General features: G+C 72.5%; 23 protein-coding genes. 7 read left to right on the forward strand and 16 right to left on the reverse strand.

The annotated features are described in order from the left end of the window. Positions 1-196 precede the first annotated feature (196 nt). The 3 genes from FHG89_RS17105 to recO all read right to left on the reverse strand — a co-directional run bounded on the left by FHG89_RS17105 (position 197) and on the right by recO (position 2,134). Positions 197-382, reverse strand: coding sequence for a hypothetical protein (locus FHG89_RS17105; protein WP_007463934.1), 186 nt, complete (start codon positions 380-382; stop codon positions 197-199). A 64-nt stretch (positions 383-446) separates the two neighbouring features. Then, entirely contained in the window at positions 447-1,259 is an 813-nt protein-coding gene (locus FHG89_RS17110) for an isoprenyl transferase (protein ID WP_139585437.1), read from the reverse strand. After that, positions 1,259-2,134, reverse strand: coding sequence for a DNA repair protein RecO (gene recO / locus FHG89_RS17115; RefSeq protein ID WP_139585385.1), 876 nt, complete (start codon positions 2,132-2,134; stop codon positions 1,259-1,261). The genes FHG89_RS17110 and recO overlap by 1 nt, the downstream gene beginning before the upstream one ends. A 102-nt stretch (positions 2,135-2,236) precedes the next feature. Here recO and FHG89_RS17120 point away from each other — a divergent pair, with 102 nt between their 5' ends. After that, complete coding sequence (locus FHG89_RS17120; protein WP_139585386.1) at positions 2,237-3,043, forward strand: DUF4097 family beta strand repeat-containing protein; 807 nt, start codon at positions 2,237-2,239, stop codon at positions 3,041-3,043. Here FHG89_RS17120 and FHG89_RS17125 read toward each other — a convergent pair. The 8 genes from FHG89_RS17125 to FHG89_RS17160 form a co-directional block, all read right to left on the reverse strand. Continuing rightward, complete coding sequence (locus FHG89_RS17125; protein ID WP_139585387.1) at positions 3,030-4,175, reverse strand: acyltransferase family protein; 1,146 nt, start codon at positions 4,173-4,175, stop codon at positions 3,030-3,032. The genes FHG89_RS17120 and FHG89_RS17125 overlap by 14 nt on opposite strands. Before the next feature lie 164 nt (positions 4,176-4,339). Continuing rightward, entirely contained in the window at positions 4,340-5,236 is an 897-nt protein-coding gene (gene era, locus FHG89_RS17130) for a GTPase Era (protein WP_139585438.1), read from the reverse strand. Between the two features lie 5 nt (positions 5,237-5,241). Next, positions 5,242-5,625: a cytidine deaminase gene (locus tag FHG89_RS17135; protein ID WP_139585388.1), complete on the reverse strand. Its 384-nt coding sequence runs from the start codon at positions 5,623-5,625 to the stop codon at positions 5,242-5,244. Next, positions 5,618-7,033 carry a hemolysin family protein gene (locus FHG89_RS17140; RefSeq protein WP_244295567.1) on the reverse strand — a complete coding sequence of 472 codons (1,416 nt, stop codon included), beginning with the start codon at positions 7,031-7,033 and terminating at the stop codon, positions 5,618-5,620. Before FHG89_RS17140 ends, FHG89_RS17135 begins: the two co-directional genes overlap by 8 nt. Further along, positions 7,009-7,482 (reverse strand): rRNA maturation RNase YbeY, encoded by a 474-nt coding sequence (gene ybeY / locus FHG89_RS17145; RefSeq protein ID WP_139585390.1) that lies wholly within the window; start codon positions 7,480-7,482, stop codon positions 7,009-7,011. Before ybeY ends, FHG89_RS17140 begins: the two co-directional genes overlap by 25 nt. A 15-nt stretch (positions 7,483-7,497) precedes the next feature. Next, positions 7,498-8,556: a PhoH family protein gene (locus FHG89_RS17150; RefSeq protein WP_139585391.1), complete on the reverse strand. Its 1,059-nt coding sequence runs from the start codon at positions 8,554-8,556 to the stop codon at positions 7,498-7,500. A 132-nt stretch (positions 8,557-8,688) separates the two neighbouring features. Then, positions 8,689-10,065: a serine hydrolase domain-containing protein gene (locus tag FHG89_RS17155; RefSeq protein WP_139585392.1), complete on the reverse strand. Its 1,377-nt coding sequence runs from the start codon at positions 10,063-10,065 to the stop codon at positions 8,689-8,691. After that, a complete protein-coding gene (locus tag FHG89_RS17160) occupies positions 10,062-10,421 on the reverse strand; it encodes a histidine triad nucleotide-binding protein (RefSeq protein ID WP_139585393.1) in 360 nt (119 codons plus the stop codon). Before FHG89_RS17160 ends, FHG89_RS17155 begins: the two co-directional genes overlap by 4 nt. A 43-nt stretch (positions 10,422-10,464) precedes the next feature. Here FHG89_RS17160 and FHG89_RS17165 point away from each other — a divergent pair, with 43 nt between their 5' ends. Together FHG89_RS17165 and ppk2 are read left to right on the forward strand one after the other, a co-directional pair. After that, a complete protein-coding gene (locus tag FHG89_RS17165) occupies positions 10,465-11,226 on the forward strand; it encodes an SDR family NAD(P)-dependent oxidoreductase (protein ID WP_139585394.1) in 762 nt (253 codons plus the stop codon). Between the two features lie 59 nt (positions 11,227-11,285). Then, positions 11,286-12,197 carry a polyphosphate kinase 2 gene (gene ppk2, locus FHG89_RS17170; RefSeq protein WP_139585395.1) on the forward strand — a complete coding sequence of 304 codons (912 nt, stop codon included), beginning with the start codon at positions 11,286-11,288 and terminating at the stop codon, positions 12,195-12,197. Between the two features lie 4 nt (positions 12,198-12,201). Here the strand turns inward: ppk2 and FHG89_RS17175 are convergent, their stop codons facing one another. The 3 genes from FHG89_RS17175 to hrcA form a co-directional block, all read right to left on the reverse strand. Further along, positions 12,202-12,936, reverse strand: coding sequence for a 16S rRNA (uracil(1498)-N(3))-methyltransferase (locus tag FHG89_RS17175; protein WP_139585396.1), 735 nt, complete (start codon positions 12,934-12,936; stop codon positions 12,202-12,204). Then, positions 12,937-14,082 carry a molecular chaperone DnaJ gene (dnaJ, locus tag FHG89_RS17180; protein WP_181518639.1) on the reverse strand — a complete coding sequence of 382 codons (1,146 nt, stop codon included), beginning with the start codon at positions 14,080-14,082 and terminating at the stop codon, positions 12,937-12,939. Between the two features lie 73 nt (positions 14,083-14,155). Further along, positions 14,156-15,178 carry a heat-inducible transcriptional repressor HrcA gene (gene hrcA, locus FHG89_RS17185; protein WP_139585397.1) on the reverse strand — a complete coding sequence of 341 codons (1,023 nt, stop codon included), beginning with the start codon at positions 15,176-15,178 and terminating at the stop codon, positions 14,156-14,158. A gap of 228 nt (positions 15,179-15,406) precedes the next feature. Here hrcA and FHG89_RS17190 point away from each other — a divergent pair, with 228 nt between their 5' ends. After that, the gene (locus FHG89_RS17190; RefSeq protein ID WP_139585398.1) at positions 15,407-16,048 is read left to right on the forward strand and encodes a DUF4870 domain-containing protein; all 642 of its coding nucleotides are present in this window, start codon (positions 15,407-15,409) and stop codon (positions 16,046-16,048) included. Positions 16,049-16,114: 66 nt separating this feature from the next. Here FHG89_RS17190 and hemW read toward each other — a convergent pair whose 3' ends face one another. After that, positions 16,115-17,338, reverse strand: a complete 1,224-nt coding sequence (gene hemW / locus FHG89_RS17195; RefSeq protein WP_208761004.1) for a radical SAM family heme chaperone HemW — start codon at positions 17,336-17,338, stop codon at positions 16,115-16,117. Positions 17,339-17,357: 19 nt separating this feature from the next. Between hemW and FHG89_RS17200 the strand changes: the two genes are divergently transcribed. The 3 genes from FHG89_RS17200 (at position 17,358) to FHG89_RS17210 (ending at position 20,384) form a co-directional block, all read left to right on the forward strand. Beyond that, on the forward strand, positions 17,358-18,167 hold the full coding sequence (locus FHG89_RS17200) for an enoyl-CoA hydratase-related protein (RefSeq protein WP_139585400.1): 810 nt from the start codon (positions 17,358-17,360) through the stop codon (positions 18,165-18,167). A gap of 235 nt (positions 18,168-18,402) precedes the next feature. Then, on the forward strand, positions 18,403-19,260 hold the full coding sequence (locus tag FHG89_RS17205) for a hypothetical protein (protein WP_139585401.1): 858 nt from the start codon (positions 18,403-18,405) through the stop codon (positions 19,258-19,260). Positions 19,261-19,481: 221 nt separating this feature from the next. Next, entirely contained in the window at positions 19,482-20,384 is a 903-nt protein-coding gene (locus FHG89_RS17210) for a phytanoyl-CoA dioxygenase family protein (RefSeq protein ID WP_088988074.1), read from the forward strand. A 51-nt stretch (positions 20,385-20,435) separates the two neighbouring features. On the opposite strand, the gene FHG89_RS17215 is transcribed toward FHG89_RS17210, so the two are convergent. After that, a complete protein-coding gene (locus tag FHG89_RS17215; protein ID WP_244295560.1) occupies positions 20,436-21,077 on the reverse strand; it encodes an MOSC domain-containing protein in 642 nt (213 codons plus the stop codon). Positions 21,078-21,115: the final 38 nt, after the last annotated feature.

Consider the following 21,115-nt stretch of genomic DNA (forward strand, 5'->3'; position numbering starts at 1 on the left):
CTCCGGACCCTACCCGCCCCCACCTCCCCGAACCCCAAAACAACCAACCTCCCCGGCCGCGTCGATCATGGAGTTGTGGCGGCAAACGAAAGTCGCGAATGCGGCCGAAACGGCCACCGCAACTCCATGATCGACAGGGTGAGACGCCGGCGCCGCCCCGCACGTCGTGTGCGGGGCGGCGTCGGAGAATCGGGGATCACCAGAACCGGCGGCGCTTGGCCTTCTGCGGACGGATCAGGTCCGCGCCCCTGGTGAGCAGCCGGGTCGCCCCGGAGGGACCACGCCGGGCCTCCAGGGTGTGGCTGAGCCTGCGGGCGCCAGCGGCGGCAAGCGGCACCGCGACCGCCATCACCGCCCACTGGGCAATGCGCTTCTGGATCATGTGGGTTCACCTCCGTCAGTGGCTTCTGACGTCTCTGGTACCCAGCGTGACCGGTTGGTAAGCCTCAGACCGTCGGGGCCACCGGATTGGGCAGCGCGCCGCCGAACCGCCGGTCGCGCTGGGCGTACAACTCGCAGGCGTACCAGAGGTGGCGGCGGTCGAAGTCGGGCCAGAGCGTGTCGAGGAAGACCAGCTCGGCGTACGCGGTCTGCCAGAGCAGGAAGTTGGAGATCCGCTCCTCGCCCGACGGGCGCAGGAACAGGTCCACCTCCGGGATCTCCGGGTGGTAGAGGTACTTCGCCACGGTCTTCTCGGTGACCTTCGCCGGGTCGAGTCGACCGGCCGCCACGTCCCGGGCGATCGCCGCGGCGGCGTCGCCGATCTCGGCCTGCCCGCCGTAGTTGACGCAGAACTGCAGGGTGAGCGTCGAGTTGCCCCGGGACATCTCCTCGGCGGTCTGCAACTCGGAGATGACGCTCTTCCACAGACGGCCGGGCCGGCCCGACCAGACCACCCGGACGCCGAGGTCGACCAGCTGGTCGCGGCGGCGACGGATGACGTCCCGGTTGAAGCCCATCAGGAACCGGACCTCGTCCGGCGAGCGCCGCCAGTTCTCGGTGGAGAACGCGTACGCCGAAAGGTAGGGGATGCCCATCTCGATGGCGCCTTCGATGGTGTCGAAGAGGCTGTGCTCCCCCGCCTCGTGACCCTTGGTGCGGGGCAGCCCGCGGTCCTTGGCCCACCGCCCGTTGCCGTCCATCACCACTGCCACGTGCTGCGGCACCGCCTCGCTGGGCAGCGCCGGCGGCCGGGCGCCGGACGGGTGGGGCGTCGGTGGCGTCGGCTCACGCCGGCTGGCCCTGGTGGATCGTCGGATCACTCGGCTCTCTCCCTGCTCGCACCGTCCGCTCCGGCCTCGACGTCGCCGCGCGGCCGGAGCATCGCCGCGCCACCGCCGCCGGGCGGCGGGGCCGTGCCGGCGACCGAGGGACCCCGGTCGACCAGCGGCAGCGAGCGTAGCGCGCGCTCCAGGTGCCACTGCAGGTGCGCCGCGACCAGCCCACTGCACTCCCGGCGTACGCCGGTGTCGGTGGCGTCCGCGATCACCCAGTCGCCGGTGGTCAGCGCGGACATCAGGTCGATGGTGGCCGGGGCGGGGTGGGCCGCGCCGGGCGGGCGGCAGTCCGGGCAGACGGCGCCGCCGGCCGGTACGGAGAACGCCCGGTGCCGGCCGGGGGTGCCGCAGACCGCGCACGCGATAAGCGCCGGCGCCCAGCCGGCGAGGGCCATCCCGCGCAGCAGGTACGCGTCGAGCACCAGGGTGGTGTCGTGCTCGCCACGGGACAGCGCCTTCAACGCGCCGACGGTGAGCTGGAACAACCGCAGCGACGGCTCCCGCTCGACCGGGGTGAGCCGCTCGGCGGTCTCGGCGATCGCGCTGGCCGCCGTGTAGCGGGGGTAGTCGCCGAGGAACCGCTTGCCGTACAGGTCGATGCCCTCGACCTGGCTGACCGTGTGCAGCGAGCTGCCGTGGTTTCCTTTGGGGTCGCCGGCGAGCTGGAGGTCGACGTGGCCGAACGGCTCCAACCGCGCCCCGAACTTGCTTGTGGTGCGGCGGATCCCGCGGGCCACCGCGCGGAGCCGGCCGTGCCGGCGGGTGAGCAGGGTGATGATCCGGTCGGACTCGCCGAGTTTCTGCACACGCAGCACCACCGCGTCGTCGCGGTAGAGCTGTCGGCGGTACCCGGCCATCGGGCCATTCTCCCTCGGGGTGTGAAATCAGGGTCGCTTCGGGGTGGACGCGCGGAAGAACCCCGATGCGCCCGGCTCGTGCCCGGCCGTAGCGTGCTGGCCATGGCACTGCTCGAAACCACCGCGGCCGTCCGCCGTCGCGTCACGGCCCCCGTCGCGCTGGGGATGACCGCCACCCTCATCCTGCTCGCCGGGTGCGACAACCTCTCGTTCCGTCGGCTCGACTACGACGACACCGAGGCGGTGAAGATCACCACGATCCGGATGCTGGGGGGCTCCGGCGACATCGTGGTCCGGGGCACCGGCCCGGTGGGCGAGGCGCGGATCAAGCGGGTGGTGCGCTACCAGGGGGGCGAGCCCAAGGCCCGGTACGAGATCAAGGGCAGCGAACTGGTCCTGGACAGCGACTGCGGCAACCGGTGCTCCGTCTCCTACGAGGTGACCGTGCCGGAGGGTGTCACCGTGCAGGGCGAGTCCGGGTCCGGTGACGTCGAGCTGAGCAAGATCGGTGCGGTCGACCTCCGGCTGGGTTCGGGGGACGTGCGGATCGTCGGCGCGACGGGGGCGGTCGGGGTGGAGACCGGCTCCGGAAACATCGAGGTCAGCGAGGCCACGGCGGCGGTCCGCCTGCGCGCCGGGTCCGGTGACATCACGGCTCGGCGGCTCGGTGGCGCGACCGACGCCGAGGCCGGCTCCGGCAACGTCACAGTCGAACTGGACACGCCGGCGGCGGCACGCGCGCACGCGTCCAGCGGCGACGTGACGGTGCTGGTGCCGCAGGGCAGCTACCGGGTGCGCTCCAGCACCGGCTCCGGCGACGACCGGGTCACCGTCGCCGACGATCCGGCCGCGTCCCTGGTGCTCGACGGGTCGGCCGGCAGCGGCGACGTCACGATCAGCCAGCGTTGAGGTCGACGGTGGCCGCATCCCCGGCCACCCGCTGCGCCGGCACCACGGCCCGTCCGGCGGCCGGCACGGGCCACGCCGCGCCGGGCCGGCCACCCGGTCCGGCAACGGGCCGGGCAGCCGACCCGGCCGGCGCCGGCGGGGCGCCCGGGATCAGCTCCGGAGGCCGCCGGGCGGCGACGTCCTCGACCCAGCCGACGGCCAGGGTGACGAGCCCGACCAGCGCGAAGACCAGCAGCACCCGGATGGCCAACCCCAGCAGGTTCTGGTGGGACCAGCCGACCACGTCGACGAGCGGGGTGAGCGCCACCACGAACGGCATGTGCCAGAGGTAGACAGTCAGCGCCCGCCGGTTGACCACGGTCACCGCCCGGTCGGCCAGCCGGTTGCGCCCCAGCCAGGCGATTCCGGCCGGCGCCCGACCGAGCACGATCAGGATGAACGCCGCGGACCAGAGGGCGTTGCCGAGGTGGTTGTCGTTGAGGTCGTACCCGCGTGGGCCGGGATGCGCGACGATCCACGCGCCGCCGACCACAGCGAGCGCCAGCGCCAGCGGGTACAGCACCCGGCCGGAGAGCCGGCGCAGCATCCCCGCGTGGTGGGCGAACCCGAGCAGCCACGCGCCGAAGTACAGGCCGAACTCACGCAGCACCGGCGGCGCCGGGTAGATGCCCACCTCGATCGCCACCAGCAGGAGGTACGGGGCGAGCAGGGTGGGCAGCGGCGCCCTGCGGAACAGCCAGAACGCCACAGGTGAGGCGAGCACGAACCACAGGTAGTCGCGCAGGTACCAGATGATGCTCAACGCCAGGGCGCCCCAGTTGTTGGCCGGCGGGTCGGCGATCGGGAACAGCCACAGCAGCAGTCGAGGGCTGGCAGCCAGCCCGCTGAACAGCATGGCCGGGACGAAGACCGCCGCCAGCACCCACAGTGACGGCAGCAGCCGGCGCAGCCGGCGACCGACCGCGGCCGGCCCGGACCGGGTGAGCGACGCGGCCATCAACGAGCCGGCCAGCGCGAACATCACCGACATGGCGGGGAAGACGAGGGTGAGGGTTGCCCACCCGGTGACGTGGTAGACGACTACTCGGACGATGGCCAGGAAGCGGAGCAGATCGAGATACCTGTTGCGCATCAGCCTGCATCTGGGTCGGGGACGCGGGGCGTACTCCCCCTACCCTGCGCGGCGCCGACGCCAAACGGCCGGCACCCCTACCAAACGTGAACCCTGCCATCGGTACGACCGAAAAAGATCATGGAACGCCCGACCGGGACACCCGGCCGGGCCCACGACGTGGATCAGAAGCCCAGCTTGCGCAGTTGCTTCGGGTCGCGCTGCCAGTCCTTCGCCACCCGTACGTGCAGGTCCAGATAGACCCGGGTGCCCAGCAGCTCCTCGATCTGGCGGCGGGCGTTGGTGCCGACCTCCTTGAGCCGGCTCGCCCGGTGACCGAGCACGATCGCCTTCTGGCTGGGCCGTTCCACGTACAGGTCGGCGTAGATCTTCATGACCTGCCCCTCGGGCATCATCTCCTCGACCACCACCGCGATCGAGTGCGGCAGCTCGTCGCGGACACCCTCCAGCGCGGCCTCCCGGATCAGCTCCGCGACCAGCACCTGCTCAGGGTCGTCGGTCAGCATGTCGTCCGGGTAGAGCTGCGGCGACGGCGGCAGGTACTTGGTCATCACATCGACAAGCGTGTCCACCTGGTGCCCGGAGACGGCGCTCACCGGCACGATCTCGGCGAACTCCCCCATCTCGCTGACCGCGAGCAACTGCTCGGCCAACCGGCGCTTGTCCACCAGGTCGGTCTTGGTGACCACGGCCAGCACGGTGGCCTTCAACTCGGCCAGCTCGCCGGAGATGAAGCGGTCCCCGCGCCCGACCGGCTCGTCGGCCGGGATGCAGAGGCCGATCACGTCGACCTCGGTCCAGGTCGAACGCACCAGGTCGTTGAGGCGCTCGCCCAGCAGCGTACGGGGACGGTGCAGACCAGGCGTGTCGACCAGGACCAGCTGCGATTCCGGACGGTGCAGCACGGCCCGGATGACGTGCCTGGTGGTCTGCGGCTTGTTCGACGTGATGGCGATCTTGGTGCCGACGATGGCGTTCGTCAGGGTGGACTTGCCGGCGTTGGGACGCCCCACGAAGCAACCGAACCCGGCCCGGTACGGACGCGGCTCCGGATCCCGCACGGGGCTCACCTGGTCACCGTGCCGAGCACGGTGCCGTCCGGCGCGGCCACGTGGATCGGCGCGTCCGCGGCGAGGTCACGGACCGCCGCGTGCCCGGCGCCGTCCAGCGTCGACGCCTCGGTCACCACGACCGCCGCCTCCAGCCGGCTCGCCCCCGCCGCCACCGCCGAGGCCACCGCCAACTGCAACGCGGTGAGGGTCAGCGAGGGCAGGGCGACACTGGCCGCCGCGTACGTCCGGCCGTCCTGGTCCCGGACGGCGGCCCCCTCCACCGCGGCGACCCGCCCGCGGGCTCCCCGGGCCAGGACCACCAGCTTGGCGTCCTCGGCGCTCAGCGGAGCCGGCGCGGTGGGGGTGGGCTGCGCGGGCGCGGCGGGTGTGTCAGGCATCGGCGGGTTGCCTCTCCTCGTCTCGGTTGTGACCCTGGTCGTCTCCGGGGCCGGTGTGCCCCGCGGTGTCCTGCTCGTCGCCCGGCTCGGCCCGGCTGACCAGGACCGTGTCGATCCGGTTGCGCCGGCCGGTGGTGCCCTCGGCGACCAGTCGGAGACCGGCGACCTCGGCCTCGGCGCCGGGGATCGGCACCCGCCCGAGCGACTGGGCGAGCAGACCGCCGACCGTCTCCACCTCGTCGGTGGGCAGGTCGGTGTCGAACAGCTCGCCCAGGTTCTCCACCGGCAGGCGGGCGGTGACCCGCACCGAGGAATCGGGCAGGCGTTCGACAGGCGGGCGTTCGACATCGTACTCGTCGGTGATCTCGCCGACGATCTCCTCCAGGATGTCCTCGATGGTGACCAGGCCGCCGGTGCCGCCGTACTCGTCGACGACGATGACCAGGTGGTTGCGGGCCGCCTGCATCTCCGACAGGAGGTCGTCCACCGGCTTGGACTCCGGTACGAAGGTCGCCGGGCGCATCAGCTCGGCCACCGGCAACTGCTCGGCCTGCGGATCACCGCCGCGGGAGCGCCGGATCAGGTCCTTGAGGTAGAGCACACCCAGCACGTCGTCGACGCTCTCGCCGATCACCGGGATGCGGGAGAAGCCGGACCGCAGGAAGAGCGCCAGCGCCTGCGCGAGGGTCTTGCCCTCCTCGATCCACACCATCTCCGTACGCGGCACCATCACCTCACGGGCGATGGTGTCGCCGAGCGCGAAGACCGAGTGGATCATCTGGCGTTCGCCGTGCTCGACCACGCCGCGCTGCTCGGCCAGGTCGACCAGCTCCCGCAGCTCGACCTGGGTGGCGAACGGGCCCTCCCGGAAGCCGCGCCCCGGGGTGACCGCGTTGCCGATGAGGATCAGCAGCGACGCGAGCGGGTTGAGTGCCCGGCCCAGCCAGCGGACCAGCGGCGCCACCGCCCGGCCCACGGCGTACGCGTGCTGCCGGCCGATGGTGCGCGGGGCGACCCCGACCACCACGAAGCTGACCACTGTCATCGCACCGGCGGTGACCAGCGCGGCGCGCCAGCCGGCGCCGAAGCTGTCCACCGCGACGAGCGCCACAAGTGTGGTGGCGGTCAGCTCGGCGAGCAGCCGCAACAGCAGGAGCAGGTTGAGGTGCCGGACCACGTCACCGGCGACGGCCTGGAGGGTGCGGGCGCCGCGTACGCCGTCCCGGGCCAGCTCGGCGGCCCGGGCCGGGGAGACCGCGGCGAGCGCCGCCTCGGTCATCGCGATCACACCGGCCAGCACGACCAGACCGGCCGCGAAGACGATCAGCTGCACATCGGGAAGGCCGGCGGTGGGGCCGGCCGCGAGTAACGGAGGAGTGGACATCACTGGGTGCGGGTCGACCGCCAGCTCGCCAGCAGCCGGGCCTGGAGGGCGAACATCTCCCGCTCCTCCTCCGGCTCCGCGTGGTCGTAGCCGAGCAGGTGCAGCACCCCGTGCACGGTGAGCAGGTGCAGCTCGTCCGCCGGGGTGTGCCCGGCGGCGGCCGCCTGCTTGGCCGCCACCTCGGGGCACAGCACGATGTCGCCGAGCAGGGCCGGCTCCCCACCGGCCGGGGCGCTCTCGCCCGGGCCGTGGTCGACGCTGCCCTCGTCCATGGGGAACGCGAGCACGTCGGTCGGGCCGTCGCCACCCATCCAGCGGTGGTTCAGCTCGGTCATGTAGTCGATGTCGACAAGCAGCACGGACAGCTCGGCGAGGGGGTTGACCCCCATCTCGTCGAGTGCGTGCCGGGCGACGGCGAGCACGGCGTCGGTGTCGACGTCGACACCGGACTCGTTGGCGATCTCGATGGACAACTGCTTTCCTCTGCTTTAGCGGCGGCGGCCGGCCCGGCCGCCCTGGGCGGGTCGCCCGGGCACGGCGTGGACGCCCTGCGCCTGCTGGTTCTCCCGCTCGGCGTCCCAGCGGGCGTACGCGTCGACGATCTCCCCGACCAGCCGGTGACGGACCACGTCGGAGCTGGACAGCTGGGCGAAGTGCACGTCCTCGACGTTCTCCAGGATCTCGCGGACGACCCGCAGACCGCTTGTCGTCCCGCCGGGAAGGTCCACCTGGGTGACGTCACCGGTAACGACGATCTTGGAGTTGAAGCCGAGCCGGGTGAGGAACATCTTCATCTGCTCGGGCGTCGTGTTCTGTGCCTCGTCCAGGATGATGAACGCGTCGGAGAGCGTACGGCCCCGCATGTAGGCCAGCGGGGCGACCTCGATCGTCCCCTGGGCCATCAGCTTCGGGATCGTCTCCGGGTCGAGCATCTCGTGCAGGGCGTCGTAGAGCGGACGCAGGTACGGGTCGATCTTCTCGTTCAGGGTGCCGGGCAGGAAGCCCAGTCGCTCGCCCGCCTCCACGGCCGGCCGGGTCAGGATGATCCGGTTGACCTGCTTGGCCTGCAACGCCTGGACGGCCTTCGCCATGGCCAGGTACGTCTTGCCGGTACCGGCCGGGCCGATGCCGAAGACGATGGTGTTCGAGTCGATCGCGTCGACGTACCGCTTCTGCCCGAGGGTCTTGGGGCGGATGGTGCGCCCGCGTCGGGAGAGGATGTTGAGCGTCAGGACCTCGGCGGGCCGCTCGGCGGTGCCCTGCTCGAGCATGCCGACGGTACGCCGGACGGCGTCAGTGGTCAGGGTCTCGCCTTTCTCGATGAGTTCGAGCAGCTCAGTGAAGACCCGCTCGGCGAGGGCGTTGTCCGCCGGGGCGCCGGTGATGGTGATCTCGTTGCCACGGACGTGCACGTCACTGGTGACCGAGCGTTCGACGAGTCGCAGGATCTCGTCACCCGCGCCGAGGAGGTTGACCATGATCTTCGAGTCGGGCACGGTGATCCTGGTCTGCACCCGGGGCGGGCCGGGAGGTGGGGTGCCGGTCATAGGTCGGGCCGAAGGGCCCTGCGCCACCTGCTCTCGATCTCGGCGCCGGCCCTGCTGGCACGGCGTGCGGACGTTCCACCCATCGTATCGGTTCAACGCGGGCCGCATCGCGCCCATTTCCGCTGGCCGCGATCAACTCCCGGCCCGGAAGTCGTACCTGTCGAACGTCTCCTGGTGGCGGGTGAAGCGGTACGTCGCCCAGTGCATCCGGATCACCGCGCCAGCGTCGTCGCGGGTGAGCCGCAGCAGCTCGCCGACCTCCCGACCGGAGACCGTCCGGTACACGTCGGGGCGGTCCGGCAACGGGGCGAAGACCGCAGGGGGACGCCCGGCCGGGTCCCGTTCGGCGCGCGCCTGGAGGGTGCCGTCGTGCCAGGAGAAGACGTACTCGGAGCCCTCCCCCCACCAGCGGCCGAGCAGGCCGCGCAGGGCGGCCGGAGCGGGGGCGCCGGGGCGCCACGGTTCGATCTCGGCCGGGTCGTGCTCGACGGCCTCGGCCAGCAACCGGTGCGGCAGCTCGAACAGCTCCGCCGCCGTACCGGACGAGCCGAGCACAGCCGCGCCCATCGCGCCGGCCGTGCCCTCGCCGCCCCGCCGGCCGTACACGCCGGCGAGGAAACCGGGCATCGCCCCGTCGTGCCCCACGTGCATCACCCGCTCGCCCTGCGGGATGAGGATCAGCCCGAGCCCGAAGCCGGCCCCCCAGAGCGTCTCGTCGGTGGTGGTCACCGGCCAGCGCATCTCGTCCAGGGTGCCCGGGGCGAGCACCGCGCCGGCCGGGTCCAGTGCCGCCGGGTCGGCCAGGAAGGCGGCCCAGCGGGCCATGTCCGTCGCCGTGCTCCACAGCTGGGCGGCCGGGCCGACCGCGCCGAAGTCGGTCGGCGGCTCCGGGTGCGCCTCGTCGGAGTACGCGTCGACCAGGTACCCGGTGGCCGCGCCCGGCCCCGGGGAGACGGTGGTGTCGGCGAGCCCCAGCGGCGTCAGGACCCGCTCGTCGAGCACCTCCGCCCAGGTGCCGCCGCGCAGCCGGGCCACCAGTTGCCCGAGCACGGCCAGGCCGAGGTTGGAGTAGTGGAACCGGCGGCCCGTCGGCAGCACCCGCTCGGCCCGGTCCAGCTCCGCCACCAACCGGGCGTCGTCCGGCGCGCTCAGGGAGTCCCACACGTCGCCGAACGGCTCGCGTTGCAGGCCGGCGGTGTGCGACAGCAGGCGGCGTACGGTCAGCTCGCCGTGCGCCGGCAGGTCCAGGTGCCGGCCCACCGGGTCGTCCAGGTCCAGCAGGCCGTCGTCGCGGCACTGGAGGGTGAGCGCCGCGGTGAAGGTCTTGGTGACCGAGCCGATCCGGAACTGGGTGCCCGGCCCCAGCGGGCTGTCGGTGCCGGTCTCGCCGACGGTGCAGCTCCACAGCGGCCGGTCGGCCCGGTGCAGCGCCGCCGACACCGCCGGCACCCGGGCGTCGGCCTGCACCCGGCGGACCAGCCGGCCCAACCGGTCGGGGGCGGCCGTCACGCCAGGTCCCGGGCGAGCATGGGGCCGAGCGGCGCGCCACCGAGCAGGTGCGCGTGCACGTGGAACACCTCCTGCCCGCCGTACCTCCCGGTGTTGAACATCAGCCGGAAACCGTCGCCGAGCAGCCCCTCGTCGTCCGCGACGACGGCGGCCGCGGCCAGCACCTCACCGGCCAGTCCCGGGTCGCCCTGGGCGAGGGTGGCGACGTCGGCGTAGTGCTCCTTCGGAATGACCAGGATGTGCACCGGGGCCTTCGGGGTGATGTCGCGGATGGCGAGGGTGGTGGCGGTCTCCCGGACCACGGTGGCCGGAATCTCCCCGGCGACGATGCGGCAGAACAGGCAGTCGGATCCCATCCGGGCAGTGTAAGGAGGAAACGGCTACGGCAGGATGGCCGGCATGACGGATCGAGCGGTACTCGTGACCGGAGCTTCGCGCGGCATCGGCCGGGCGGTGGCGGAGGCGTTCGCGGCCAGCGGGGACCGGGTGGCGATCCACCACCGCGACTCCGCCGACGCGGCCGAGCAGGTACGCGCCCACCTGCCCGGCGCGGGGCACGTCGTGGTCCGCGCGGACCTCACCGACCCGGACGCGGTCCGGGTGATGGTCGACCGGGCGGCCGAACTGCTCGGCGGGCTCGACGTGCTGGTCAACAACGCGGGGATGTACGGCGACCGGGACGACCCGCACCCGATCTTCGGCGCCACCTACGAGGAGTGGCAGCGGCGCTGGCGGCAGGTGCTGGAGACCAACCTGACCGGCGCCGGCAACGTCACCTGGTGCGCCGCGCAGCACATGCGCGGGCGCGGCGGTCGGATCGTCAACGTCTCGTCCCGGGGCGCGTTCCGGGGCGAGCCGGAGCAGCCGGCGTACGGGGCCAGCAAGGCGGGACTGAACGCGTTGGGCCAGTCCCTCGCGGTGGCGCTCGCGCCGTACGGCATCGCGGTGGCCACCGTCGCGCCGGGTTTCGTGGCGACCGACATGGTCACCGAGCACCTGCGCGGCGAGCAGGGCGCGGCGATCCGGGCGCAGAGCCCGTTCGACCGGGTGGCCCGGCCGGAGGAGATCGCCGCCGCCGTGCACTGGCTGGCCTCGCCAGAGGCCGAGTGGGCCTCGGGCACCATCGTCGACCTCAACGGCGCCTCCTACCTGCGCAGCTGACCGGAATCACCGGCGCTTCGAGGGTGGGTGCCGCCATTCGCAGGGTAAGTCTCTGCGGCATGGCCGACTCCACGCTGCTGGACCTCGCCGCCGACTACCGGGTGGTCGACGGGCACGACGACGATCCGGTCCTGCTCCGCCCCGACGGCACCCCCGTCGAGACGTGGCGTGAGGACTACCCCTACGACGAGCGGATGGGCCGCGACGAGTACGACCACCACAAGCGGCTGCTCCAGATCGAACTGCTGAAGCTCCAGGACTGGATCAAGGAGTCCGGCGAGCGGCTGGTGATCCTGTTCGAGGGCCGGGACGCGGCCGGCAAGGGCGGCACCATCAAACGGTTCATGGAGCACCTCAACCCGCGCGGCGCCTCCGTGGTGGCGCTGGCCAAGCCGGACGAGCGGGAGGCCGGCCAGTGGTACTTCCAGCGGTGGATGGCGCACCTGCCGGCGGCCGGTGAGATCGTGCTGTTCGATCGGTCCTGGTACAACAGGGCCGGCGTCGAGCGGGTGATGGGGTTCTGCAGCCGCAAGGAGTACCTGGAGTTCCTGCGCCAGGCCCCGGAGTTGGAACGGATGCTTGTGCGCTCGGGCATCCGGCTGGTCAAGTTCTGGTTCTCCGTGTCGCAGAACGAGCAGCGCACCCGCTTCGCGATCCGCCAGGTCGACCCGGTACGGCAGTGGAAGCTGTCGCCGATGGACATCGCCTCGCTCGACAGGTGGGACGAGTACACCGAGGCGAAGGAGGCGATGTTCTTCTGGACCGACACGGCCGACGCGCCGTGGACGGTGGTGAAGAGCAACGACAAGAAGCGGGCCCGCATCGAGGCGATGCGGCACGTCCTGCACCGCTTCGACTACACCGGCAGGGACCCCGAGGTGGTCGGCACACCCGACCCGCAGATCATCGGGCCGGCCGGGCTGGACCTGGGGCCGGAGGAGGAGGTAGTGCCGGTGTTCCCGAGGCCCTGAACGGTCACCAGCGGCCGAGGCGGGTGGCGAGCACGCTGAGCGCCGCCACCCCGGCCGTCGAGGTGCGCAGCACCGCCGGCCCGAGGCGTACCGGCCGGCCGCCGGCCTCCCGGAAGGCGGTCAGCTCGGCCGGGGCGATGCCGCCCTCCGGGCCGACCACCAGGACGATCTCCCCGGCGGTGGGCAGCTCGGCGGTGGTCAGCCGATCCTCGGCCTCCTCGTGCAGCACGAACGCGGCGGCGGCGCCGGCGATCCGGCGGGCCACAGTCGCGGTGGACTCGTCCGGCGCACCGGCCACCACCGGCAGCCACGGCCGGCGGGCCTGCTTCGCGGCCTCCCGGGCGGTGGCCACCCACTTCTCCCGGGCCCGTACGCCCCGGTCACCGCGCCACTGGGTGACCGAGCGGGACGCCGCCCAGGGCACGATCTCGTCCACCCCGACCTCGGTCATCGCCTGCACGGCCAACTCGCCCCGGTCGCCCTTGGCGATGCCCTGCACGGTGACGATCCGGGGTACGGGCGCGTCCGCGTACCCCCGGGAGGTGACAGTGACCTCCAGGCTGCCCCGGCCGACGGCGGTGACCACGGCGGCGGCCGTGCCGCCCCGCCCGTCGGCGAGCAGCAGGTCCTCGCCCACCCGCAGCCGTTGCACGGTGGCGGCGTGGTGCCCCTCCGGGCCGTCCAGGGTCAGCGCGTCACCGGTGGGCAGCGCCTCGACCAGGAACAGCGGCGCGGACACTCAGGCGTGCCCGTTGAACGCGTCGCGCATCCGGGAGAAGAAGCCACCCTGCTTGGACAGCTCGGCGACCTCCTCACCACGGGTCTTGGCGAAGTCGCGCAGCATCTTCTCCTGGTCCGGGTCGAGCTTGGTGGGCGTGCGGACGTCCAGGTGCACGTAGAGGTCGCCCCGGCCGGTGCCGCGCAGGTGCGGCACGCCCCGGGCGCGCAGCCGCAGGGTGCTGGCCGGCTGGGTGCCGGCCTTGACGTCGACGGTCTCCTCGCTGTCCAGCGTCTTGATGGTGAGTCGGGTGCCAAGCGCCGCCGCCGTCATCGGCACGGTAACCCTGCAGTGCAGGTCGTCGCCCTTGCGGGAGTACACGTCGTGCGGGCGCTCGTGGATCTCCACGTACAGGTCCCCGGCGGTGCCGCCGCCCGGGCCGACCTCGCCCTGCTGGGCCAGCCGGATCCGCATGCCGTCCTCGACACCGGCCGGGATCTTGACGGTCAGCGAGCGGCGGGTCCGCACCCGGCCGTCGCCGGCGCAGGTGGGGCAGGGGTGCGGGATGGTCGTGCCGTAGCCCTGGCAGACGGTGCACGGACGGGCCGAGACGACCTGGCCGAGGAAGGTGCGCTGCACCGACTGCACCTCGCCCCGGCCGCCGCACGCCTCGCAGGTGGCCAGGTGGGTGCCGGCGGCCGTGCCGGCGCCGGAGCAGGTGGTGCAGAGCACGGCGGTGTCGACGGTGATCGGAGCCTCGACGCCGAACGCCGTCTCGTGCAGGTCGAGTTCGAGTCGCAGGATCGCGTCGGCGCCCGGCCGGGTCCGCGGCCGTGGACCACGGGCGCCACCTCCCGCGCCGCCGAAGAACGCGTCCATGATGTCCTGGAAACCGACGAACGGGCCGGCCCCGCCCGGGCCGCCCGGGCCGCCCGCGCCGCCGCCTCCCGGGGCGAGCGGGTCGCCACCCAGGTCGACGATCTGCCGCTTCCGGTCGTCCGAGAGGACCTCGTACGCGGCGTTGATGTCCTTGAACTTCTCCTGAGCCTCCGGGTCCGGATTGACGTCCGGGTGGAACTGGCGCGCCAGCTTGCGGTAGGCGCGCTTGATCTCGTCATCGGAGGCTTCCCGGCTCACACCGAGGATGCCGTAGTAGTCCCTGGCCACTGCGTTCCGTGTCCTCATGTTCGTCTCGCGTTACGCCGACCGGCGGCCGCAGCCGGCCGTCGGCCCTGACTGGTCAGTTCTGGGCCAGCAGCTCGCCCACGTAGCGTGCCACGGCGCGCACCATGGCGATATTGCCGGGGTAGTCCATCCGGGTGGGCCCCAGCACCCCCAGGCCGCCCACGATCGTGGCGCCCGGGCCGTACCCGGTGCTGACCACCGAGGCGGCTCGCAGGTTGTCGAACTCGTTCTCGTCACCGATCAGCACCCGGGTCGTGCTCGGCTCGGTCTCGCCGATCAGCTTGAGGAGCACGACCTCCTCCTCCAGGGCCTCCAGGATGGGCCGCAGCGAACCCTGGAAGTCGAGCAGGCCGCCCCGGGTGAGGTTGGCGGTGCCGGCAAGCGCGATGCGTTCCTCGTGGCGCTCGACGAGCGTCTCCAGCAGAACGGTGGAGAGGGTGGTCATCGCGGGGCGCAGCTCGGGCGACGCCTCCTCGACCAGCGCCTGCACCAGCGGCGGAGTGTCCGACAGGCGGGCGCCGGCCAGCTTCTCGTTCACCAGTCGACGCAGGTCGGTGACGTCGTCGGCGGGCACCGGCCCGGGCAGCTCCACGAGCCGCTGCTCCACCCGCCCGGTGTCGGCGATCATGACGAGCATCAGCCGGGTGGTGGAGATCGGCACCAGCTCCAGGTGCCGCACCGAGGAGCGGGCCAGGCTCGGGTACTGCACGACTGCCACCTGCCGGGTCAGCTGGGCGAGCAGGCGTACGGTGCGGTGCACCACGTCGTCGAGGTCGACCGCGCCGACGAGGAAACGCTCGATGGCCCGACGCTCGGCCGGGCTGAGCGGCTTGACCCGGGACAGCCGGTCGACGAAGAGCCGGTAGCCGCGGTCGGTGGGCACCCGCCCCGCACTGGTGTGCGGCTGCCGGATGTAGCCCTCCTCCTCCAGCACGGCCATGTCGTTGCGGACCGTGGCCGGGGAGACCCCGAGCTGGTGCCGCTCGACAAGCGCCTTGCTGCCGACCGGCTCCTGGGTGGAGACGTAGTCCTCGACGATGGCGCGGAGCACGGCGAGCTTGCGGTCGTCGAGACCCATCCTCCGCACCTCCTGTCGCACGTCGGCCGCCGGCTCGATCTCAAGCCGGCGGACCGTCCTGGCACTCGACTGTAACGAGTGCCAGTCTACGTCGGCGCCCCCGCCAGCGCGATGATCAACGACAGCTCGTCGGTGCGGTCCGTACCACCCCGCCCGGTCCGATCGGCCCGGCCGACCGGGCGGTGTCGCTCTGGTGCGGCGTTGCCAACGGCACCTACCGTGACACCCATGACTGAACCTCCTCGCCCTCCCGGAGCGGGAGACCCCGGCAACTACCCGCCGGAGCCGACCTCACCGAGCTCGCCCCCATCGGCCGAGCCACCCACCGCACCACTGTCCGGGGCACCCGGCCCGGGCGGCTATCCCCCGGCCGGTGGCTATCCGCCGCCCACCGGTGACCAACCGTCGTCGGGCGGCTACCCTCCGCCGGGCGGCTACCCGCCCGGGGGCTATCCCCCGGCCGGAGGCAACCCCGGTGGCGGCTATCCGACCGGTGGCGCCTACGGCGGCCCCGGCGGCGGCTACGCCAACAACGAGGACAAGACCTGGGCGCTCGTCGCGCACTTCGGCGGTGCCGCCGGGATGATCGTCAGCGGTGGCGTGCTCGGCTGGATCGGCCCGCTGGTGGCGCTGCTGGCCCGGGGCAACCAGTCCCCCACGGTCCGTACGCACGCCGTGGCGGCGCTCAACTTCCAGCTCATCTGGTCGATCATCGGCCTGGTCGGCTGGGTGCTGTCCTGCATCGTGATCGGGTTCATCCCGGTCGCGGCGGCCGTGATCCTCGGCGCCGTGTTCGGCATCATCGCCGGCATCAAGGCCAACGAGGGGCAGTTCTACCGCTACCCGCTCTCCGCCAGCTTCATCAAGTGACGACGGGCCGGCCGCTCCCCCGGCCGGCCCGTCGCACCGCCCCCACCTGTAGGGCAGCGCTCCGGCTCAGGGCAGCAGGTCGCGGACCACGGCGTCGGCGAGCAGCCGGCCGCGCAGGGTGAGCACCGCCCGCCCGGCCGCGTACCTCCCGGCGTCCAGCAGACCGTCGGCCAACGCCCGTTCGGCGCCGGCCCGACCGGTGGCGTCGAGCACCGCAAGCGGCAGGCCGCTGGCGAGCCGCAGCCGGAGCATGACGTCCTCCATGTGCGCCTCGCCGGGGGTGAGCACCTCCCGGGCCAGGCCGGGCGACGCGCCGGCGGCCAGCCGCTGGGCGTACGCCGAGGGGTGTTTGACGTTCCACCAGCGCACCCCGCCGACGTGGCTGTGCGCCCCCGGCCCCAGCCCCCACCAGTCCGCGCCGGTCCAGTAGAGCAGGTTGTGCCGGCACCGGGCGTCCTCGGTGCGGGCCCAGTTGGAGACCTCGTACCAGGACAGGCCGGCCGCGTCGAGGGCGGCCTCGGCGGCCAGGTAGCGGTCCGCGGCGACGTCGTCACTGGGGTACGCCAGCTCGCCGCGCTTCATCCGCGCGGCGAGCCGGGTGCCGTCCTCGACGATCAGGGCGTACGCGCTGACGTGGTCCACCCCGGCGCCGACGACCTGGTCCAGCGAGGCCGCGAAGTCCTCGGCCCGCTCCCCCGGGGTGCCGTAGATCAGGTCGAGGTTGACGTGCTCGAACCCGGCGTCGCGCGCCTCGGACGCGGCGGCGGTGGCCCGGCCGGCGCTGTGCCTGCGGTCCAGGATCGCCAGCACGCCCGGGGAGGCGGACTGCATGCCCAGCGAGATCCGGGTGTAGCCGGCGTTCCGCAGCAGCTTCAACGACTCCGGGGTGACCGACTCCGGGTTGGCCTCGGTGGTCACCTCGGCGTCGGCGGCCAGCCCCCAGGTGCGGTCGATGCCGTCGAGGATGCGGGCCAGGTCGTCGGCGGGGAGCAGCGTGGGCGTGCCGCCGCCGACGAAGACGGTGTCGACCCGGGGCGGTGGGGTGTCGCCGAGCACCCGGGCGGCGAGCGCCAGCTCGGCCAGCACGGTGTCGGCGTACCCCTCGCGGCTGGCGCCGCCGCCCAACTCGGCCGCCGTGTAGGTGTTGAAGTCGCAGTAGCCGCAGCGGCTGGCGCAGAACGGCACGTGGACGTACACGCCGAAGCCGCGCGCGCCGACCGCAGTGGTGGCGGTGGCGGGCAGCGATCCGTCGACAGGGACGGTCTCACCATCTGGAAGGACGCCGGGCATGGCCACTAGTGTGCCCGGCATGACCTCTCCCGACGTCCTCGTGCGGGTCGCCACGGCCCGTGGGGTGACCACCCTCACCCTGGACAGCCCGCACAACCGCAACGCGCTCTCCACGGCCCTGATGACCCAACTGCTGGCGGGGCTGGCCGACGCCGTCGCCGACGACGCGGTCCGGGCGATCGTGCTCGACCACACCGGTCCGGTGTTCTGCTCGGGGGCCGACCTGAAGGAGACCGCCGCGGCGTACGCCAGCGGTTCGGTGCCCGCCGGGATGCTGGGTGACGTGCTCGCCGCGCTGTGGGACTGCCCGAAGCCGGTGCTGGCCCGGGTCGGCGGACCGGCGCGCGCCGGTGGGCTGGGCCTGATCGCCGCCGCCGATCTGGCGGTCTGCGCCGACGAGGCGACGTTCGCGTTCACCGAGGTGCGGATCGGGGTCATCCCGGCGGTGATCTCGGCGACCGTGCTGCCCCGGCTGCACCCGCGTGCCGCCGCCGAGCTGTACCTGACCGGGGACACCTTCGACGGTCGGCGGGCCGCCGAGGTCGGCCTGGTCACGGCCTCCGTGCCGGCGGACGGGCTGGATGACGCGGTGCGGCGCTGGTGCGACTCGCTGGTCCGTGGCGCGCCCCGCGCGTTGGCCGGCGCGAAGGAGCTGCTGCGCCGGCCGGGCACCGCCGAACTGCGCGACGACCTGACGCGGCTCTCCGCCCTCTCGACCGGTTTCTTCCTCTCCGATGAGGGGCGCGAGGGGGTCATGGCGTTCCGCGGAAAACGACCGGCGAGCTGGGTGCCCGCTCCCGACGTGGATCACGGCGATCACGCCGGGTAGGACCGAGCCTTCCGCCCGGGACGCCGCGCGGCCGGTGGCGTCCCGGTCACCAGGCGGTCGCGCCGCCGTCGACCATCCGGTGACGCGGGAGACAGGCCTGCGGAGCAGGTGAGATCCGCGCGGAACCGGGAAGTTCCCGATCGGGTACGGGCCGGCAGAGCCGACCCCGAACCGGTCGGACGACCCGGACGACGCCAACGGGGACGTACGCTTGCCGAACTGTGTCGACCAGGGGGTGTGGGTGCGAACTCGGGCAGCCGTGGCAGGTGGAGTGGTGCTCATCCTTGTCGCCGTGATCGGAATCTGGCTCGTCGTACGGCAGGCCGGGGACCGTCTGCAACTGCCCCTGGCCCGCAAGTGCACAGTCCAGGCCGACGGCCGGGTGGCGCTGGACGCCGACCAGATGGCCAACGCGGCGACCATCGCGGCGATCGGAGCGCAGCGGGGCATGCCCGAGCGGGCCGTGGTGGTCGCGCTGGCCACCGCGTACCAGGAGTCGGGGCTGCGCAACCTCGCCGACGGCGACCGGGACTCGGTCGGCCTGTTCCAGCAGCGGCCGAGCCAGGGCTGGGGCACCCAGGCGCAGATCCGCGACCCCCGGTACGCGGCGAACCGCTTCTACGCGGCGCTGAAGAAGGTGCGCGGCTGGGAGAAGATGCGGGTCACCGACGCCGCCCAGCGGGTGCAGCGTTCGGCGTTCCCCGAGGCGTACCAGAAGTGGGCCGACGAGTCCGAGGTGCTCAGCCGGGCACTGTTGGGCGAGGCCACCAGTGCGGTCGCCTGCACGGTGGGGCGTACCCCGGTGATGCGGGGCGCGGCGGCGGCCGCGCAGCTGACCCACAACCTGAAGCTGGACTGGGGGTTGTCCGGCACCGACGCGGCCGACCTGACCGGGCTGACGGTGCCGGCGGCCGACCAGCGCGACGGCTGGCGGTACGCGCACTGGCTGGTTTCGCACGCCCAGGACCACGGGGTGAAGCGGGTCCGCTTCGGCGGCCGGGAGTGGACCGCCCGCAACGGCACGTGGGGTCCGGTGGACGGCGAGCAGGGGCCGGCCGGGCAGGTGCTGGCGGAGGTCTTCGCCGAGGGGTGAGCTAGCCGGATCTCCTAACCGGCAGTCACCGCACAATCGGGCATCCTGCCACGTAACGCCCAATTGATCATATAGATGTCACTCTTCGCAGTAGAACCGCTGCACTAGGTCCGGCCCGGGTCCACCCGCGCCGTACGCCCTCCCCGATGTCTGGACAGTCGCGTTACGATCGGCGGCCTGTGCCAGAAAAGGTTTCACCTCATGGGGAGGGGTACGACGCGGTGTTCGATTACGGCGACCGGACCGGCTACGAACCGATCAGCGACACTGACCGCAAGGAGTTCCACGAGCAGGGCTTCCTCCTGCTGCGCAACGTCCTGACGGAGGACCACCGGGCGGCGCTGGAGGCGGCTGTCGACCGCGTCTACGCGGAGGAGCAGGCCAAGGGCACCACCAAGAAGGACGGCACCCTGCACCTGCTGGGCTTCCTGGAGCGCGACGAGCTCTTCGGTGAGCTGCTGACCCACCCGATCGCCTTCCCGTACATGTGGGGGCTGGCCGGCTGGAACATCTACACCCACCACAACCACCTGGACGTCACCCCGCCGGCCGCCGAGCCGGAGAAGCCCTACTGGGGCTGGCACCAGGACGGGTACCGGCAGAACTCCGACCCGGAGACGATGGACCCGAACCTGCCCCGGCCGATGTTCTCGCTGAAGGTCGCGTACGTGCTGTCCGACCTCTCCGAGACCGGCCGCGGCGCCACCAAGGTCATCCCGGGCAGCCACCTGTGGAACTCACTGGACCGGCCCAAGGACCTCAGCGTGCACAACCCCGACCCGGAGGGCACGGTGGAGATCACCGCCAACCCGGGTGACGCCTTCATCTTCGACCGCCGGCAGTGGCACTCCCGGTCGACGAACCTGTCGACCATCACCCGCAAGATGCTGTTCGTCGGCTACACCTACCGGTGGATCCGCCCGCTGGACGAGCTGCACCCCGACGTGAACGGCGAGTGGTACCGCAACCGCACGCCCGTGCAGCGCCAGCTGATCGGTGAGGGCACCCACACCGCCAACTACTGGGGCATCAACTGGGACGGGTACGTCGACGACGAGATCCCGCTGCGCAAGGAGCTCAAGGAGCGCGGTCTGCTCGACCGCAACATTCCCTGGCTGCGCTGATCTGCTACCCGTGCGGAAGGCCCCCTGTGCGCAGGGGGCCTTCCTCGCTTTTCAGCCGCGACCGGCGAGACGGCGACGGGCCTTCTCCCGGATCTTCTCCGGCAGGTCCTCGGCGTCGAGCAGCCGGGGCAGCAGCTCCGGCTCCAGACTCGTCGCCCGGAACACCTCGCCGATGGTGACCCCGTGCGCGGGGCGTTCCACCACCTCGACCGGGTCACCGGCGCCCACCTCCCCCGCACGCAGCACCCGCAGGTACGCCCCCGGTGTGGCGCGGACGGTGAAGCGCCGGATCAGGTCCGGAACGCCCCAGAAGCCGGCGAACGTCGTACACGGCGTACGCGGCATCGTCACCTGGAGCACCGCCGTGCCGACCGCCCACTGCTCGCCGATGACCGCCCCGGTGACATCCACCGCGTAGGTGGTCAGGTTCTCACCGAAGCCCCCCGAACGGATCGACCGGCCGATCTCGGCCGACCACCACGCGGCGTCCTCCTCGGCGTACGCGTAGACGGCCTTGTCCGCACCGCCGTGATGGGCCCGCTCGCCGATGAAGTCGCCGGCGAGGCCCTCGGCGAGCACCGGTACCGGGCCGTCGACGGGCCGCTTGTCGATGCCGCTGCGGCCGCTCGCGTCGCCGGCCCACTCCGCCTCGGTCACGATCCCGAGGTTCACCGCTGCCACCCTGCCGGTCATGACGGTCAGCCTAGGTGAATCCGCACTGCGGGCTTGAC

Origin of the sequence: Micromonospora orduensis (assembly GCF_006228125.1) — a bacterium.
GTDB classification, from domain to species: domain Bacteria; phylum Actinomycetota; class Actinomycetes; order Mycobacteriales; family Micromonosporaceae; genus Micromonospora; species Micromonospora orduensis.